At 47.2% G+C, this 14355-nt stretch carries 13 protein-coding genes; 7 read left to right on the top strand and 6 right to left on the bottom strand.

All coding sequences use genetic code 11. From position 1 onward, the window contains the following. Positions 1–69 precede the first annotated feature (69 nt). The 3 genes from ACWIP2_RS06175 to ACWIP2_RS06165 are packed head-to-tail and all read right to left on the bottom strand — an operon-like array spanning position 70 to position 2639. On the bottom strand, positions 70–1356 hold the full coding sequence (locus ACWIP2_RS06175; protein WP_448519035.1) for a M16 family metallopeptidase: 1287 nt from the start codon (positions 1354–1356) through the stop codon (positions 70–72). Between the two features lie 18 nt (positions 1357–1374). Then, positions 1375–2334, bottom strand: a complete 960-nt coding sequence (locus ACWIP2_RS06170; RefSeq protein WP_448519034.1) for a transketolase family protein — start codon at positions 2332–2334, stop codon at positions 1375–1377. A gap of 8 nt (positions 2335–2342) precedes the next feature. After that, positions 2343–2639 carry an FtsB family cell division protein gene (locus ACWIP2_RS06165; protein WP_448519033.1) on the bottom strand — a complete coding sequence of 99 codons (297 nt, stop codon included), beginning with the start codon at positions 2637–2639 and terminating at the stop codon, positions 2343–2345. A gap of 177 nt (positions 2640–2816) precedes the next feature. Here ACWIP2_RS06165 and ACWIP2_RS06160 point away from each other — a divergent pair, with 177 nt between their 5' ends. Continuing rightward, positions 2817–3164, top strand: coding sequence for a hypothetical protein (locus ACWIP2_RS06160; protein ID WP_448519032.1), 348 nt, complete (start codon positions 2817–2819; stop codon positions 3162–3164). Positions 3165–3169: 5 nt separating this feature from the next. On the opposite strand, the gene ACWIP2_RS06155 is transcribed toward ACWIP2_RS06160, so the two are convergent. Together ACWIP2_RS06155 and ACWIP2_RS06150 are read right to left on the bottom strand one after the other, a co-directional pair. Then, positions 3170–3637, bottom strand: coding sequence for a gliding motility lipoprotein GldH (locus ACWIP2_RS06155; protein WP_448519031.1), 468 nt, complete (start codon positions 3635–3637; stop codon positions 3170–3172). 7 nt (positions 3638–3644) lie between these two features. Beyond that, positions 3645–5597 (bottom strand): GAF domain-containing protein, encoded by a 1953-nt coding sequence (locus tag ACWIP2_RS06150; RefSeq protein ID WP_448519030.1) that lies wholly within the window; start codon positions 5595–5597, stop codon positions 3645–3647. Positions 5598–5716: 119 nt separating this feature from the next. Between ACWIP2_RS06150 and ACWIP2_RS06145 the strand changes: the two genes are divergently transcribed. The 6 genes from ACWIP2_RS06145 to ACWIP2_RS06120 all read left to right on the top strand — a co-directional run bounded on the left by ACWIP2_RS06145 (position 5717) and on the right by ACWIP2_RS06120 (position 11547). Next, positions 5717–6499, top strand: a complete 783-nt coding sequence (locus ACWIP2_RS06145; protein WP_448519029.1) for an alpha/beta fold hydrolase — start codon at positions 5717–5719, stop codon at positions 6497–6499. A gap of 28 nt (positions 6500–6527) precedes the next feature. Continuing rightward, the gene (locus tag ACWIP2_RS06140; RefSeq protein ID WP_448519028.1) at positions 6528–7631 is read left to right on the top strand and encodes a vWA domain-containing protein; all 1104 of its coding nucleotides are present in this window, start codon (positions 6528–6530) and stop codon (positions 7629–7631) included. 90 nt (positions 7632–7721) lie between these two features. Then, positions 7722–8465, top strand: coding sequence for a 23S rRNA (guanosine(2251)-2'-O)-methyltransferase RlmB (gene rlmB, locus ACWIP2_RS06135; RefSeq protein WP_448519027.1), 744 nt, complete (start codon positions 7722–7724; stop codon positions 8463–8465). Between the two features lie 52 nt (positions 8466–8517). Continuing rightward, positions 8518–9300, top strand: a complete 783-nt coding sequence (locus ACWIP2_RS06130; protein ID WP_448519026.1) for a rhomboid family intramembrane serine protease — start codon at positions 8518–8520, stop codon at positions 9298–9300. Positions 9301–9344: 44 nt separating this feature from the next. Continuing rightward, a complete protein-coding gene (locus ACWIP2_RS06125; RefSeq protein ID WP_448519025.1) occupies positions 9345–10256 on the top strand; it encodes a rhomboid family intramembrane serine protease in 912 nt (303 codons plus the stop codon). Then, on the top strand, positions 10243–11547 hold the full coding sequence (locus ACWIP2_RS06120; RefSeq protein ID WP_448519024.1) for a cryptochrome/photolyase family protein: 1305 nt from the start codon (positions 10243–10245) through the stop codon (positions 11545–11547). The genes ACWIP2_RS06125 and ACWIP2_RS06120 overlap by 14 nt, the downstream gene beginning before the upstream one ends. Positions 11548–11617: 70 nt before the next feature. On the opposite strand, the gene thrA is transcribed toward ACWIP2_RS06120, so the two are convergent. Further along, positions 11618–14065 (bottom strand): bifunctional aspartate kinase/homoserine dehydrogenase I, encoded by a 2448-nt coding sequence (gene thrA, locus ACWIP2_RS06115; protein WP_448519023.1) that lies wholly within the window; start codon positions 14063–14065, stop codon positions 11618–11620. Between the last annotated feature and the right edge of the window lie 290 nt (positions 14066–14355).

The raw sequence follows: 14355 nt of genomic DNA, 5'->3' as shown, positions 1-14355 counted from the left end.
AGCACGCGGATGTTGATTTTACAAAAAATCAGCGGAAAACCGCGTTATCCGTCTTCATCCGTGTGCCCTTTACCCCACCGAAATTACCGAAAAACCATCTTTCAGGTAGGTTTCGGCAGTCTGTAAAATATCGTCGGTGGTGATTTTATTCAGCGAAGAAACATAGGAATGGTAGAAATCTTCGGGTAGCCCATGATAGTAAATATCCTTATAACGGCTGGCGATAGCAAATGCAGTATTCAGCGATCCAATGAACGATCCCTGCATGTAATTGCGCACCAAGTCCAACTCATCCGTATCTACGGGCTGCGCTATCATGCCTGCTATTTCTTTTTGAATTTCGTCAATCGCCAGTTCGCGTACTTCCTTTTTTACATCCGCACCAATGACTAAATAGGAAGCCTGTTGCAGCGTAACCAAGTTGGCGTAGATACCGTAGGTCAGTCCTTTCTCTTCGCGAATATTCTGCATCAGGCGCGAACCGAAGTAGCCGCCCAAGGCTTCTATTAGCACCGAAAGGGGCAGGTAGTCGCCGCTGCTTTTTCCTTGCTCAAGTGCAATTGCCTTTCCAATGCGAACAGAACTTTGTACAGCACTTTCTTTGGGCTGATGAAGCCTAACAGGTGGAAGTTCGGCAATATAACCAGTCAAAGAAGATGGGACAGGTTCAGATGCGGGCAGTGTGCCGAGTGTTTCGGCAAAAAGTTGCACATCTTCGGGTGTAAACTGCCCCGCAGCAATGATTTCAAAGGATTTACCTGCGTAATATCGCTCGTAGAACTGCCATACCTCATCCTGCAAACTTTCCATGATTAATTCTTCGGTAATCAGGCTGCCGTAAGGATGTTCTGCCCCGAAAATGCTTTTGCGAAACAGTGCAGTTGCTAGGTTCGAGGTCTTCTCGAGGTTGATGCGGATGTTCTGCGCGTGTATCGTTTTGAGCTTTTCCAACTGTTGCGGCGGAAAATTAGACGCAGCGATCATCTCGCAGATGATCTCCAGCATCGAGCGCAGGTGTTTGCGTAGGCAATAAAACTCTACCTCGCTGTGGTCAAGTCCTACGTTCAGCTCCAGAAATGCTCCTTTTTGGTCTATTGCCGCCATCAGGGCACCTGCACAGCGATACTTTGTACCCTCTGCCAGCATTTTATTGGCAAGAAAACTGACAGCGCGCTGTTTACCTGCCTGCCTGCCGGTGTTAAAATTCAGTTGCACATTGATTGTCGGCTGCACCCCTGCATTAATCAAACGGAGTTTGACACCATTAGGCAGTGTAAAGGTTTGCGGGCATACGAGCGAAAAATCTTCTAACGCAAAAACTTGCGGCGCAAGGCTGCGGTCTAAGGGTTGTTCCATACAGCAAAGTTACGCAGATTATTTGCCCTTGCGACGTATGGCTGCTTTGGCTGCATCTACAATGTTTTGAGCTTTCAGTCCGTACTTGACCATCAGCTGGTCGGGCGTACCGCTTTCTCCAAAGCTATCGCGAACGGCGACCATCTCTACCGGTGCAGGCAGATGACGTACCAGCACCTGCGCAATAGCTTCGCCTAGTCCACCGTTGATCTGATGTTCTTCGGCAGTTACGGCGCAGCGCGTTTTCTGTACGGAACTTACAATAGCCGGCTCGTCTAAAGGCTTAATTGTGTGAATATTGATAATTTCAGCATCAACGCCTTGTTCAGCAAGTATTTCACCGGCTACGATGCTTTCCCAAACCAAGTGTCCGGTACAGAAAATAGAAACATCTGCGCCTTGGTTGAGCATGATTGCTTTACCGATAATAAAAGGCTGATCGGCGGGCATAAACACAGGGACAGCCGGTCTGCCAAAGCGCAGGTAAACAGGGCCCTTGTGTGCCGCAATGGCAATAGTCGCTGCTTTGGTTTGGTTGTAGTCGCAGGGATTGATAACAGTCATGTGGGGCAGCATACGCATCATGCCGATATCTTCCAAGATTTGGTGCGTTGCGCCGTCTTCGCCGAGCGTAAGTCCTGCGTGCGAGGCGCATATTTTTACGTTTTTGCCCGAGTAGGCAATGGATTGGCGAATCTGATCGTACACTCTTCCAGTAGAAAAATTGGCGAATGTCCCTGTGTAGGGTATTTTTCCGCCGATGGTCATGCCTGCTGCCAGCCCCATCATATTAGCTTCGGCAATACCGACCTGAAAGAAGCGCTCGGGAAAGGCTTTCTCGAAGTCATTCATTTTCAGCGAGCCGGTGAGGTCTGCACAAAGCGCCACAACATTAGAATTTTGCTTGCCTACCTCCAGCAAACCTGCGCCAAACCCTGAGCGAGTGTCTTTTTTTTCGGTAAATGTGTACTTTTTCATGGATGCGGTTAATCCTGAACGATGTAAATATCTTCGTTAGGCTTTTTCATTAAATATTTTTCTCTGGCAAACTTCTCCAGCATTTTCGGATTGTGGTTCAGCTCGGCAATCTCTTTTTCCAACCGGTCAACGTTTGTTTTATAGAAATCGCGCTCCTGACGGAGTTCGTTGATTCTCTTGCGCTGCTCATACTGGCTGTAGAGGTTATTACCATCAAAAAATGCCATCCAGAGAAGAAATGACCCGGCAAAAATAACATAGAAATTATTCAGCCTGCCTACCAGTTGTTTGATTTTGTTTTTCATGGCGTAACAAGTTTGGGGAGCTATTCACTAAAAGTTGAACCTGCTAATTTTAACCAATTGGTTTTTAAAGATATGGAAATTTTAGAAAACAGCCTTTCGGGATACGAATTTTACGCCTTGCTGCAACGATATGCTTCGTTAATGCGTCAAGTAGTTAGCACACCAAATATTAATTCTATGCGAAACTATTTTGTGGCTTTATTGCTGTTGCTGTCCCTGACAGCTTTTCAGTGTAATCAGGATATATTACCTGAAAATGGCAATCTGATCAGTGTTGCCTATAGCGAAACTCAATGCGCCGATCCATGGATGCGCGGCGATACAGACCAGCAAACGCTCCGCAATATAGACGCTTTCATGCGCGAAAGAGGTATCCGCTTTACGGGCACAGAAATAATTCCCGCTGAAGAAAACCTGATCGTTTGTCTGGCTTGTATCTGTACTTCGGGGCGCACTATTGTAGGGAATGTACATAAAGACGATTTGCGTAAGATCGAGCAATATGGTTTTGCCCGACGCAGATAGCCGGGCTATTGTGCCGGCCGGATCGCGATACCTACTGCAGAGATAGAGGTAAGCGTATCCGGTCGCATATAATGCTGTAGGCGCAGGCGATAAATGCCTTTAACAGGAAACTTGTAATGCTCAAATAAAATCGCTTCTTTTTCAAAAAGATTGCCCAGACCCTTGCCCTGTGGCTTACCGCTTTGCGGATCAAAGAGATTGACTTCGTGTACTTTACTTGCCAATACATTACCTGCGCCGTCGGAAAGTTCTGCCGTAACGTACAGGTTGTAGTAGGGGTATGCTATGGCATATCGCGTGTGATAGGTAATGTTGCACACAATATCGGGCGAGGTTATCTCGAAGATAAACTCCGAAGGATTATTGCGAATCCATTGGTTTTGCGGCAAGTCTTGCTTTGCTTCAAAAATGGCATTGCCGCAAGCCGATATTATCAGTGCAAGTACTGTTGTAATCAATGCTGAATGCTTCATTTTCAAATTAAGAATCCCAGCGGATTGGGCTAAGATGCGTAATGTTACGCATAAATACAGATACACCTTCTACCTGATTAGCCTGATTAAAAATTGGCTGGAATGATATTTCGTAGTAGTTGTCGGAGTGGTCTTTGCCTTTGTGATTTTCAATAACGGTGAAACTTTCACCGGCAAGGGCTCGTTCGTACTGCTGGCGGCGCATTTCGCGGTTATTTTCCGCTACTATATTGTGCAACATATTCATGCCTATTTGCGGCTCTATGCCCAAAGTAGCCTTGAGATACTTTTTGAATGCATCGTTGATAAGCAGCAGGTTGAAACCTTTATCAATGGAAAAAATATAGGTGTCTGTATTATTAATCAGGCTACTGAGGCCTGCTTCTTTCTTGCGGATCTCTGCCTGTACGCGCTGCATTTCTTCTTGTGTAGCTAAAAGCTCCTCCATGTTTTGGCGCATCTCTTCTTCTTGTGCCCGCATTTGTTCAGCAAATGTTTGCGATTCTTCGAGCAGGCGCTGCGTTTGCTCGTTGGTTTTTGCAAAAGCCAGTGTTCCGGCAATATTGGCAGCTATTTTTTCAATAAAATCAATCTGATGTTGTGCAAAAGTTTCAAAAGCAGCAATTTCGATAGCACCGTAAACAGTGTCGTTAGTCTGAAGAGGTACTATCATCAGGCAGGTAGGTGTTGCTTCACCTAAACCTGAGGTGATACTTACATAGTTTTGTGGAAGGTCGGTAAAGTAAAGCGATTGCTTTTCCAGCACTGCTTGCCCTAAAAGTCCCGTGCCGACAGGCACCTGTTTGCTTAAGTATTTGCGCTTTTCGTAAGCATAAGCAGCGGTCAGTTCTAAGTAGCTTTCGTTGCCCTGCCCTTGTAATACGAAGAAGAAACCTTGATTTGCACCTACATATTTTACAAGCCCAGAGATCGTCTGGTAAGAGAACGCCTCCAAATCATTGGCATATTGTCTGAAAATATCACCAAACTTTACCTGACCTTCGTTAGCCCAAGTTCGGATAGCATCTTCTTCGCTTGCACGCCTCAGGTTGTCGCGCATGGCGAGCAGAGATATACCCAGCGTGTCGCTTTGGCTACGGGCAGTAAAATTATGGTCATAGTTTCCTTTGCCAACTTCTGCAGCAAATTCTGCCATCGTGTTCTGGATATGGCTCAACCGGCTGATGCCTTCGTTAAGCATGACCATTTCAGGTGGGCTGTTTTGAGGCAGATTGATAGCTGTTCCGGACTGTCCATCGGCTAATTCTTTGACTTTATTGCTAATTTTTTCCAAAGGTCCGATCAAATAATCCTTGAAGTACAGATAGCCTATAATTGCATTAGTTGTCAGCACAATCAGATAGATATAGAGCCATCCAAAAGCTGTTTGCTCTTCTTTCTGTACCAACAACGATACTATGGTAATGTCTATGTCTAAATTTCTGTTCAGTTTTGATAGGTTTTGTTCCAGAAAGTCTGCCACCGCATTGATCTGGTTGCGGTATTCTACTGGGTTCAGATTGCTGTTATTGGCTGCAAGCACGTTACTTTCGAGTCGGTCCAGTACTTTTTTGATCTCCTGCCATGCTGCTGCCAGTTGCTGCATATTAACCAATTCATCACCTGTTGCCGGTGATAAAGTCATCACTTCTGCTGCATTGCTACCTGTGAAAGTCCCCCCCTGTATTAAAATGCGAATAATATTTTCCATTTTAACCTTCGCCATGCTAAGTTGGTTACGCAGCTTATCATCTTCGGGATAGCGCATAACAGCCTGCGCAAAATAGCCGCATTCAAACGATGCGGCTGTAGCGCTAGTCAGTAGCCTGCGTCGGTATAGGTTTTCGCTTTTTACACGGTTCGTCCATGATTGCCATAAAAAAAATCCGCCTACCGCAATAAATACGATACTGATGATCAGGTACAAATTGAGAGAACGGCGAAGGCTCGGCGCTTGCATCAGTTTTGCAGTTAAGGTTAGTGATTTGCTCAAAAATAACAATTATTAAACGAAGCCAAACCAAAAAAGTATCTACGATGTTCTTTTTACGTTAAATTTAAGGAAAATAATCACTGCGAATGCTTTATCATAAGGTTTACAAACATCCGACAGCAACCGACTGGGTAGTATTGGTGCACGGGGCAGGCGGTAGTTCTTCTATCTGGTTTCGCCAGTTGCGCGACTATATGGCGAATTTTAATGTACTCTTACTTGATCTTCGCGGGCATGGCAAATCAAAGGATGTTTTTGCCCAGCGGAATTATTCATTTGACGATGTCAGCCGCGATGTGTTAGATGTAATGAATCACGTAGGTATAGAAAAAGCACATTTTGTCGGTATTTCGCTCGGTACGCTCATTATCCGCACCATTGCCGAAATAGATCATTCAAAAATTCAGACAATGGTTTTAGGTGGAGCAATTACGCGTCTCAATATTCGCTCGCGCTTTTTGGTTTGGCTGGCCAATACAGTCAAACCTTTTGTGCCTTTCATCTGGATCTACACGATTTGTGCCTACATTCTCATGCCGCGTGCCCGCAATCGCGAATCGCGCAGTTTATTTATCAACGATGCAAAAAAATTGCGACAATCGGAGTTTTTGCGCTGGTTTACCCTTACGGCAAGTATTAACCCGCTGCTGCGCTATTTTCGGGAAAAAGAGTTGCCTATTCCAACTCTTTATTTGATGGGCGATGAGGATTACATGTTTCTTCCGCAAGTGAAAAATCTGGTTAAACAACATAAAAACTCGTTTTTGGAAATATTGGATAATTGTGGGCATGTTTGCAACGTAGAACAACCTGAGTTGTTCAATCGTTATTCTATTGATTTCATGCGCCGTTATTCGGCAACGTCATAAATGTTTTACTTACTCTTTCAATTTTGTTATGCTTGGCTATCGCTTTACCCGATTCAACCCCGAAGAGAACAAACAAAAGGCAACTTTTGAAAACCTGCTGAATATTTTTATGCAACTGCTCAACATGACCTCCGGCGATGTGGGCGAAGCCATGCGCTGGCTGACGAATTTAGACCGTCGCTATGGGCTTACCAACAGCCAATACGGCATCGGCGATTTTTTTGAAGACCTTAAACAAAAAGGCTACATCGAGGAAAACCCCGTAAACGGCAGCATCCAAATTACCGCCAAAAGCGAACAAACCATCCGTAGGCAATCGTTGGAAGAAATTTTCGGCAAATTGAAAAAAAGCGCCGGCGGCAATCATCAAACGGTTTTTAGCGGCGCAGGCGATGAACTCAGCGCCGATATTCGTCAATACCGTTTCGGGGATGAATTAGACCAAATTTCTATGACGGAAACCATCCGCAACGCGCAAATCAACCACGGGCTGGGCGATTTCGTGCTTACTGAACAGGACTTGGAAGTGGTAGAAAAAGAATATAAAACACAAACTTCTACCGTGCTGATGATAGACATCAGCCACTCTATGATTCTCTACGGCGAAGACCGCATCACGCCGGCCAAAAAGGTGGCGATGGCGCTTGCCGAACTGATTACGACCAAATACAAAAAGGATACGCTGGACATCATCGTTTTCGGCAATGACGCTTGGCAAATTGAAATTAAAGACCTGCCCTATTTGCAAGTGGGACCTTACCATACCAACACGGTTGCGGGTTTAGAGTTGGCGATGGATTTGCTGCGCCGCCGCAAGAATAAGAACAAGCAAATTTTTATGATTACCGATGGCAAGCCAACCTGCCTGAAAGAAGGCGTGCGCTACTACAAAAACAGCTTCGGATTAGACAGCAAAATTATGGGCAAAACGCTGAACCTTGCCGCGCAGTGTCGCCGCCTCAACATCCCGATTACAACCTTTATGATTGCTTCGGATACTTACTTGCAGGAGTTTGTGCGCGAGTTTACCAAAGTAAACGGCGGCAACGCCTATTTCAGCAGTTTAGAAGGGCTTGGCAACCTCATTTTTGAGGATTACCGGCGCAACAAACATCGCACTAAGAGGGTGTAAGTTGGGGTTTATTTGTGCCACATTGTCTTAAACCTGACGGGTTTCAGAAACCCGTCAGGTTTGTGTATATTTATAGTTGAATTTTTTAACATGACAACAGATTTTGTTTTTGGGATTCGTCCCGTACAAGAAGTGCTGCAATCGGGTAAAGAGATAGACAAATTACTGATTCAGAAAGGCATCCAGAGCGCAGCCCTTGCCGAAATGGCTGCTTATTGCCAGCAAATGCATATTCCGGTGGTGCAGGTGCCTGAAGAGAAACTGCGCCGCGTAACGCGCAAAAACCATCAGGGAGTTATCTGCTTTCTTTCCTCTGTCGCCTTTGCTTCGTTGGATAACATCATTAGCGAAGCCTATGCTGCTGCCAAATTGCCGCTGGTAATTGCCTTAGACCGCATTACCGACGTGCGCAACGTGGGCGCGATTGCCCGCTCGGCAGAGTGTGCAGGTGCGCAGGCGCTCGTAGTACCCGAACGCGGCGGAGCGCGGCTGGGCGGAGATGCTTTCAAAGCCTCTGCGGGTGCTTTGAGCCACTTGCCCGTGTGCCGCGAGCGCAGCCTGCGCGGAGCGCTCCATTTCCTCCAAAGCAGCGGCTTGCAGGTAGTAGCATGCACCGAAAAAGGCGATACAGACATTTACAGTGTAGATTTTACATCCCCAACAGTCATCCTGATGGGTTCGGAAGAGGACGGCATCAGCCCCGATTTGCTGTCGCTTGCCAATGTGCGCACCAACATACCAATGGTCGGACGCATCTCATCGCTCAATGTATCTGTGGCGGCGGGCATTTGCCTGTTTGAAGCCTTGCGCCAGCGTCAGGGAAAACATTCTTAGATGCCCTGCGTTTTAATGGTAAAAAATCCAATCATTGTTTTTCTAAGACTCAATGTTCCAACTCACTCCTATCGTCCGCAACCTGCTGCTGCTGAACATCGCAGTTTTTGCCCTCGGCTCGTTTCTGAGTTTTGATATGCCGGCAATGTTCGGGCTGCGATTTCCCGGTTCTAGTGAATTTGCCTTCTATCAGGTATTTACGCACATGTTTGTCCACGCAGGTTTCGGGCATATCTTCAGCAATATGCTGGCGCTGATCATTTTCGGACCTGCACTGGAAATGTTTTGGGGTAGCAGACGCTTCCTGATGTTCTATTTTATATGCGGATTGGGTGCAAGCGGCTGCTATTTAGCCGTAGAAGCTATTGAGTTATACCAACTGCGGGCTGCCGTAGATGCTTATATACAGAATCCGGGATTTATGGCTTTCGACAGTTTCGTTGCCCAGCACGGCAGCGTATATAACAGAGGGCTGATGGGTTTTTTAGAAAACTTTGGCGACAATCCGCAAAGCAGTGAGATGATAGCGGCAAGCAAGCAACTCGTTCTCAGTATGTACGAAGCCAAAATCAATGTCCCGATGGTCGGCGCTTCGGGTGCAGTATTTGGCATTCTGATGGCTTTTGGTATGATGTTTCCTAACATGGAGCTAATGCTGCTTTTCCCTCCGATTCCGGTGAAGGCAAAATACCTCGTATTGTTCTATGGCGTATATGAGATTTATTCAGTAATACAGGCTGCCCCTAACGACAATGTCGCACACTTTGCGCATTTGGGTGGGATGTTATTTGCATTTATCCTCATTCGCCGCTGGAGAAGGCGTGGTGAAATTTAGCCGATTGATTATCTTTAAAGCGCTAACACGTTGATTATTTGGGTATGAATAGTTTTGTGCAAGATTTCAAAGTTGCCTGGAACAAGCAGAACAGCGGCTTGAGCAGGCTAATCATTATCAATGTAGCCATTTTCGTTGTGCTGAACATATTTATGTGGACAGCACAGATATTTGATGTTGCGCCCTTAGCCTATTTTATGCGAGCGCTCTTCTACATCCCTGCCCCACTTGGAGATGTGATTATGCGCCCATGGACGCTGTTTACCTACTTCTTTGCGCATCAGAGTTTTTTTCATATTTTATTCAATATGCTGATGTTGTATTGGTTTGGGATGCTTTCCGACCAATTTATGGGCAGCAAGCGCACGATTGCCATGTATATCTTTGGCGGCTTGGCTGGCGGCCTGCTATATCTGCTGGTGTACAACACTATCCCGTTTTTCTACAATAACATCCCTGCTGTTGGGATGATTGGCGCATCGGCAAGCGTGTATGCCATCATTACAGGTATTGCAACGCTGATGCCCGAATACAGCATTCATCTGCTGTTGTTTGGTGCGGTAAGGCTCAAATACATAGCCGCTATTACGATTTTCCTGTCTTTTATCGGCTCGTCAGGTTCTAATGCGGGCGGCAACATTGCTCATCTCGGCGGAGCGCTGATGGGTTATATCTTCGTCAAACTTTTGCAGAACGGTAAAGATATTTCCGTGCCGCTGAATCGCTTGCTTTGGACAATTCCCAACTTTTGGTACAAAATCACCAAACCAAAATCAAAAATCCGTGTTTCTCATAAAGATGCCTCCCGTAGCCAGCGCGGCAGTGGAGCCGGTTCACGTGCCACACCTTCGCAAGATGAAATTGACCGTATTCTGGATAAAATTTCCGAGTCCGGCTATGAAAGTCTGACCACCGAAGAGAAACAAACGCTTTTTAAATACAGTGAGAAAAAATAGCATTGCAATATTCTGGCATCGCCGCGACCTGCGTTTGGAAGACAACGCAGGTCTTTTTTATGCTTTGCAGTCCGGCTTGCCCGTGCTGCCGCTGTTCATCTTTGACCGCCATATTCTGGATGCTTTGGACGACAGACAGGACAAGCGCGTTGTATTCATCCACCAGCACATTACGCGCCTTTCGCAGCAATTGCAGCAGATGGGCAGCAGCCTGCTGGTAAAGTATGGAATGCCTGAAGATGTTTGGCGAGAAATTCTACGCGAGTATGACGTAAAAGCCGTTTTCACCAACCGCGATTACGAACCCTACGCCAAAGAGCGCGATGGTAAAATCGCTCAACTACTTGCCGCCGCCAATATTCCCTTCCACGACTACAAAGACCAATGTATTTTTGACCGCGACGAAGTGGTGAAAGACGATGGCAAGCCCTACACGGTTTTCACACCATACAGCCGCAAGTGGAAAAAACTGCTCACCGATGCACACACGGCGGCTTATGATACGCCTTCTCTTTTTCATCAATTCTTGCAAACAGAACCGCTGCCCGTCCCGATGTTAGAAGAGATGGGCTTTGCGCCGATGGATGTCGCTTTCCCGCCAATGGATGTGCCGGATGAAGTGCTGCGGCAATATGGTGCTAAGCGCGATTTTCCCGCCTTGCCCGGCACCTCGCGCCTGAGCGTACACCTGCGATTCGGTACAGTGAGCGTTCGCGCACTGGCACGGCGCGGACTTGCCCTGAGCGAACCCTGGCTAAACGAGCTTATCTGGCGCGACTTCTACATGATGATTTTGCATCATTTTCCACATGCAGCTACGAGCGCCTTCAAACCTGCCTACGACCGCATCCAATGGCGCAATGATGAAAAAGATTTTGCGGCATGGTGCGCAGGCAAAACCGGCTACCCGATTGTAGATGCCGGTATGCGCGAACTCAATGCAACAGGCTTTATGCACAACCGCGTGCGCATGATCACGGCAAGTTTCCTGACCAAACACCTGCTGATAGACTGGCGCTGGGGAGAGGCTTACTTTGCCAAAAAACTGCTGGACTTTGACCTTGCAGCCAATAACGGCGGCTGGCAGTGGGCTTCGGGCAGCGGCTGCGATGCTGCGCCCTACTTCCGCGTGTTCAACCCTACGCTGCAAACGCAAAAATTTGACCCTGACCTGCGCTACGTGCGCAAGTGGGTGCCGGAGTTCGGCAGTATGAGCTACAAGCCAATTGTGCCGCACGAATTTGCCCGCAACCGCGCATTGGAAACCTACAAAGCAGGATTAAGCGAGTAGAGACAGGGCGTGCCCTGTCTCTACAACCAAAAAAATCCATATCATCCGCGAAATCTGCGTTCTAAAAAACCTACGACAAATAATTCGCAATGCGAATCAGGTCGGCAAATACGCCTGCGGCAGTTACCTCTGCGCCTGCGCCTGAACCTTTCACCACCATCGGGCGCTCAGGATAGCGCACAGTGGTAAACGCAATAATGTTATCCGAACCTGACAGCGATGCAAAAGGATGCTCTTGCCCTACGGAATCCAGTGAAATGTTGGCTTTACCGCCTTCAAAGCGGGCAATGCAGCGCAGTTTTTCGCCCTTGTCGGCGGCTTTGCGGCGCATTTCCTCAAAGTGATTGTCGTAAGCGGCCAGCACGTTGAAGAAGTCATCTACCGTCGGGGCGTCTAAGCAAGGCTGCGGCAGAAAACCGTTGATGGTAATGTCTTCAAACTCCATTGGATAGCCACACTCGCGCGCCAGAATCAGAATTTTGCGCCCAACATCTTTGCAACTCAAATCTTCGCGTGGGTCGGGTTCGGTGTAGCCTTTTTGTTTGGCATCCTTCACTACCTCGCTGAAAGGCGCAGAACCGTCAAAGGTGTTGAAAATGTAAGAAAGCGTACCGGAAAGTACTGCTTCGATGCGAATAATCTTATCGCCGCTGTTAATCAAGTCGCGTAGGGTACTGATAACGGGTAGCCCTGCGCCCACGTTGGTTTCATAGAGCATCACTACTCCGTGTTGCTTGGCAAGTCTGCGGTTGCGGATGTATTGCTCATAGCTGCTTGATGAGGCAATTTTATTAGGCGTAACGATAGATATACTTGCCCGCAAAATTTCATCGTACGTATTGGCAACGGCAACGCTGGCGGTATTATCTACAAAAACAGAGTTAGCCAGATTGATTTCATTCATCTGTTTCACAAATGCGTGAATGTCGGAAGCAGTACTACTGCTTTCCAATTCTTCGCGCCAGTTATCAATAGGAATGCCATTTTCTTTGAGCAGCATCTTGCGGCTATTGGCAAGCCCGATGATGCGGAAATCAATGTTGTACTCTTCTTTCAGATAGCTTCTTTGTTCCAGAATCTGTTTGAGCAGGGCGCTGCCAATGAGTCCTGTACCTGCCATAAAAATATTAAGCGTTTTTGTGTCGGACTCAAAGAAGGCTTGATGCAGCGCACGAAGGGCTTTTACCTCATCGGCTTTGCTGATAACTGCTGAAATGTTCAATTCAGAAGAGCCTTGCGCAATGGCTACAACGTTGATGCCGTTGCGACCCATCGCTTGGAACATACGGCCTGCCACACCGCTGGAACGGCGCATATCTTTGCCCACAATCGCAATAATGGACAAATCGGTTTCTACAATTACCTCATCTAATAGCGCGCTGCGGATTTCAAAGGCAAATTCTTTCTCGATAAGACTTTTGGCGATAAGCGCATCTTCGGGCTTTACCGCCAGACAAATGGAATGTTCGGATGATGCCTGCGTAATCAAGATGACGCTGATGCTTCCTGCCGCCAGTGCGCCAAACAGACGGGCAGAAATACCTGCCACACCTACCATACCGCTGCCCTGTACGCGCAAAAGTGCAATCTTGCTTATGGAAGTAATGCCTTTAATCGGGCGACCGGTATAAGCAGCATCTTCGCCAATGTATGAACCCTCAAAATCTGTGTTGAAAGTATTGCGAATAACGATAGGTATCTTAGCCTTCATGGCAGGTACCATCGTTGGCGGATAAATGACCTTCGCGCCGAAATGCGACATTTCCATTGCTTCCTCGTAAGTAAGCGCCGGAATAGACAATGCCTGCGGCACTTTGCGCGGGTCGCAAGTCATTACGCCGTTCACATCTGTCCAGATTTCGGCTGCCGAAGCCTGCAAAGCGGCGGCGAAAATAGAGCAGGTATAGTCAGAGCCGCCGCGTCCCAGCGTAACAGTGTCGCCGTTGGGTGCGCCGCCGATGAATCCTGTGGCGATAATCAGCCCGGGGGTAGCCGCCACATATTCGCGGATGAGCGGATTGGTAGCTTCAAAATCAACGGCGGCGTTGCCGTAACGCCCATCGGTTTTGATAACTTTGGTTGTATCTAAATAAGTTGCCTGTAAGCCTTGCTCACGTGCCGCCTCGCTGATAATGGTGCAGGAAAGACGCTCGCCGAAACTCATCACATAATCCAGCGCACGGATGCTCATTTCGTTGAGCAGGAAAATACCGTTGAGCAGCTCGTCCAACTCGTTGAGCATTGCCTTTACTTTGGCAAGCGTGGCGCTTTGCTGGCGAACATCTATCAGTTCTTTTACACAATCCAGATGACGCTTTTCAATATTGGCAAAGAGGGTTTTGTAGCCTGTATCATTTTGAGCCGCTGCCTTTGCCGTTGCAATCAGTTCGTCGGTAATGCCTCCCAGCGCTGAACACACCACCACCTTTGCTTCCGGGTCGTTTTTAATAATACTTACCACATGGCGGATGCGCTCGGCATTCTGAACCGATGAGCCTCCGAATTTGAGTACTTTCATAATAGGTTTAAGTCTGAAATTTGGGTTAAAAATAGAATTTAGCGCGGCAGGTCGCTCACGACAGCCGCTCGAAAAAACGGAATAGGTACAATGATAGATTATAGTATGCGTATAGCCGTGCCCCTTAGGGCATCGTTGTTGTCGTGCCGCATGCTGTGTTGTACATGAAAACAACGTTTACGAACATACTATATAGGTGTGGATAAGGCGGTGCAAATCTATCAATAAAATATTGCAAAAAAGAAAAAACCGAAGGGGATTTATCGCAGTTTTACTCATTGGCAGATTAA

The organism is Rhodoflexus sp., assembly GCF_053489755.1.
The sequence above is the reverse complement of the archived record's forward strand: the minus strand, read 5'-3'. Positions and strand labels throughout refer to the sequence as shown.

Bases quoted from the DNA above. Each gene is read 5' to 3' on its own strand.
- ACWIP2_RS06175 (WP_448519035.1), bottom strand. From the start codon at position 1,356: ATGGAACAACCCTTAGACCGCAGCCTTGCGCCGCAAGTTTTTGCGTTA.
- ACWIP2_RS06170 (WP_448519034.1), bottom strand. From the start codon at position 2,334: ATGAAAAAGTACACATTTACCGAAAAAAAAGACACTCGCTCAGGGTTT.
- ACWIP2_RS06165 (WP_448519033.1), bottom strand. From the start codon at position 2,639: ATGAAAAACAAAATCAAACAACTGGTAGGCAGGCTGAATAATTTCTAT.
- ACWIP2_RS06160 (WP_448519032.1), top strand. From the start codon at position 2,817: ATGCGAAACTATTTTGTGGCTTTATTGCTGTTGCTGTCCCTGACAGCT.
- ACWIP2_RS06155 (WP_448519031.1), bottom strand. From the start codon at position 3,637: ATGAAGCATTCAGCATTGATTACAACAGTACTTGCACTGATAATATCG.
- ACWIP2_RS06150 (WP_448519030.1), bottom strand. From the start codon at position 5,597: ATGCAAGCGCCGAGCCTTCGCCGTTCTCTCAATTTGTACCTGATCATC.
- ACWIP2_RS06145 (WP_448519029.1), top strand. From the start codon at position 5,717: ATGCTTTATCATAAGGTTTACAAACATCCGACAGCAACCGACTGGGTA.
- ACWIP2_RS06140 (WP_448519028.1), top strand. From the start codon at position 6,528: ATGCTTGGCTATCGCTTTACCCGATTCAACCCCGAAGAGAACAAACAA.
- rlmB (WP_448519027.1), top strand. From the start codon at position 7,722: ATGACAACAGATTTTGTTTTTGGGATTCGTCCCGTACAAGAAGTGCTG.
- ACWIP2_RS06130 (WP_448519026.1), top strand. From the start codon at position 8,518: ATGTTCCAACTCACTCCTATCGTCCGCAACCTGCTGCTGCTGAACATC.
- ACWIP2_RS06125 (WP_448519025.1), top strand. From the start codon at position 9,345: ATGAATAGTTTTGTGCAAGATTTCAAAGTTGCCTGGAACAAGCAGAAC.
- thrA (WP_448519023.1), bottom strand. From the start codon at position 14,065: ATGAAAGTACTCAAATTCGGAGGCTCATCGGTTCAGAATGCCGAGCGC.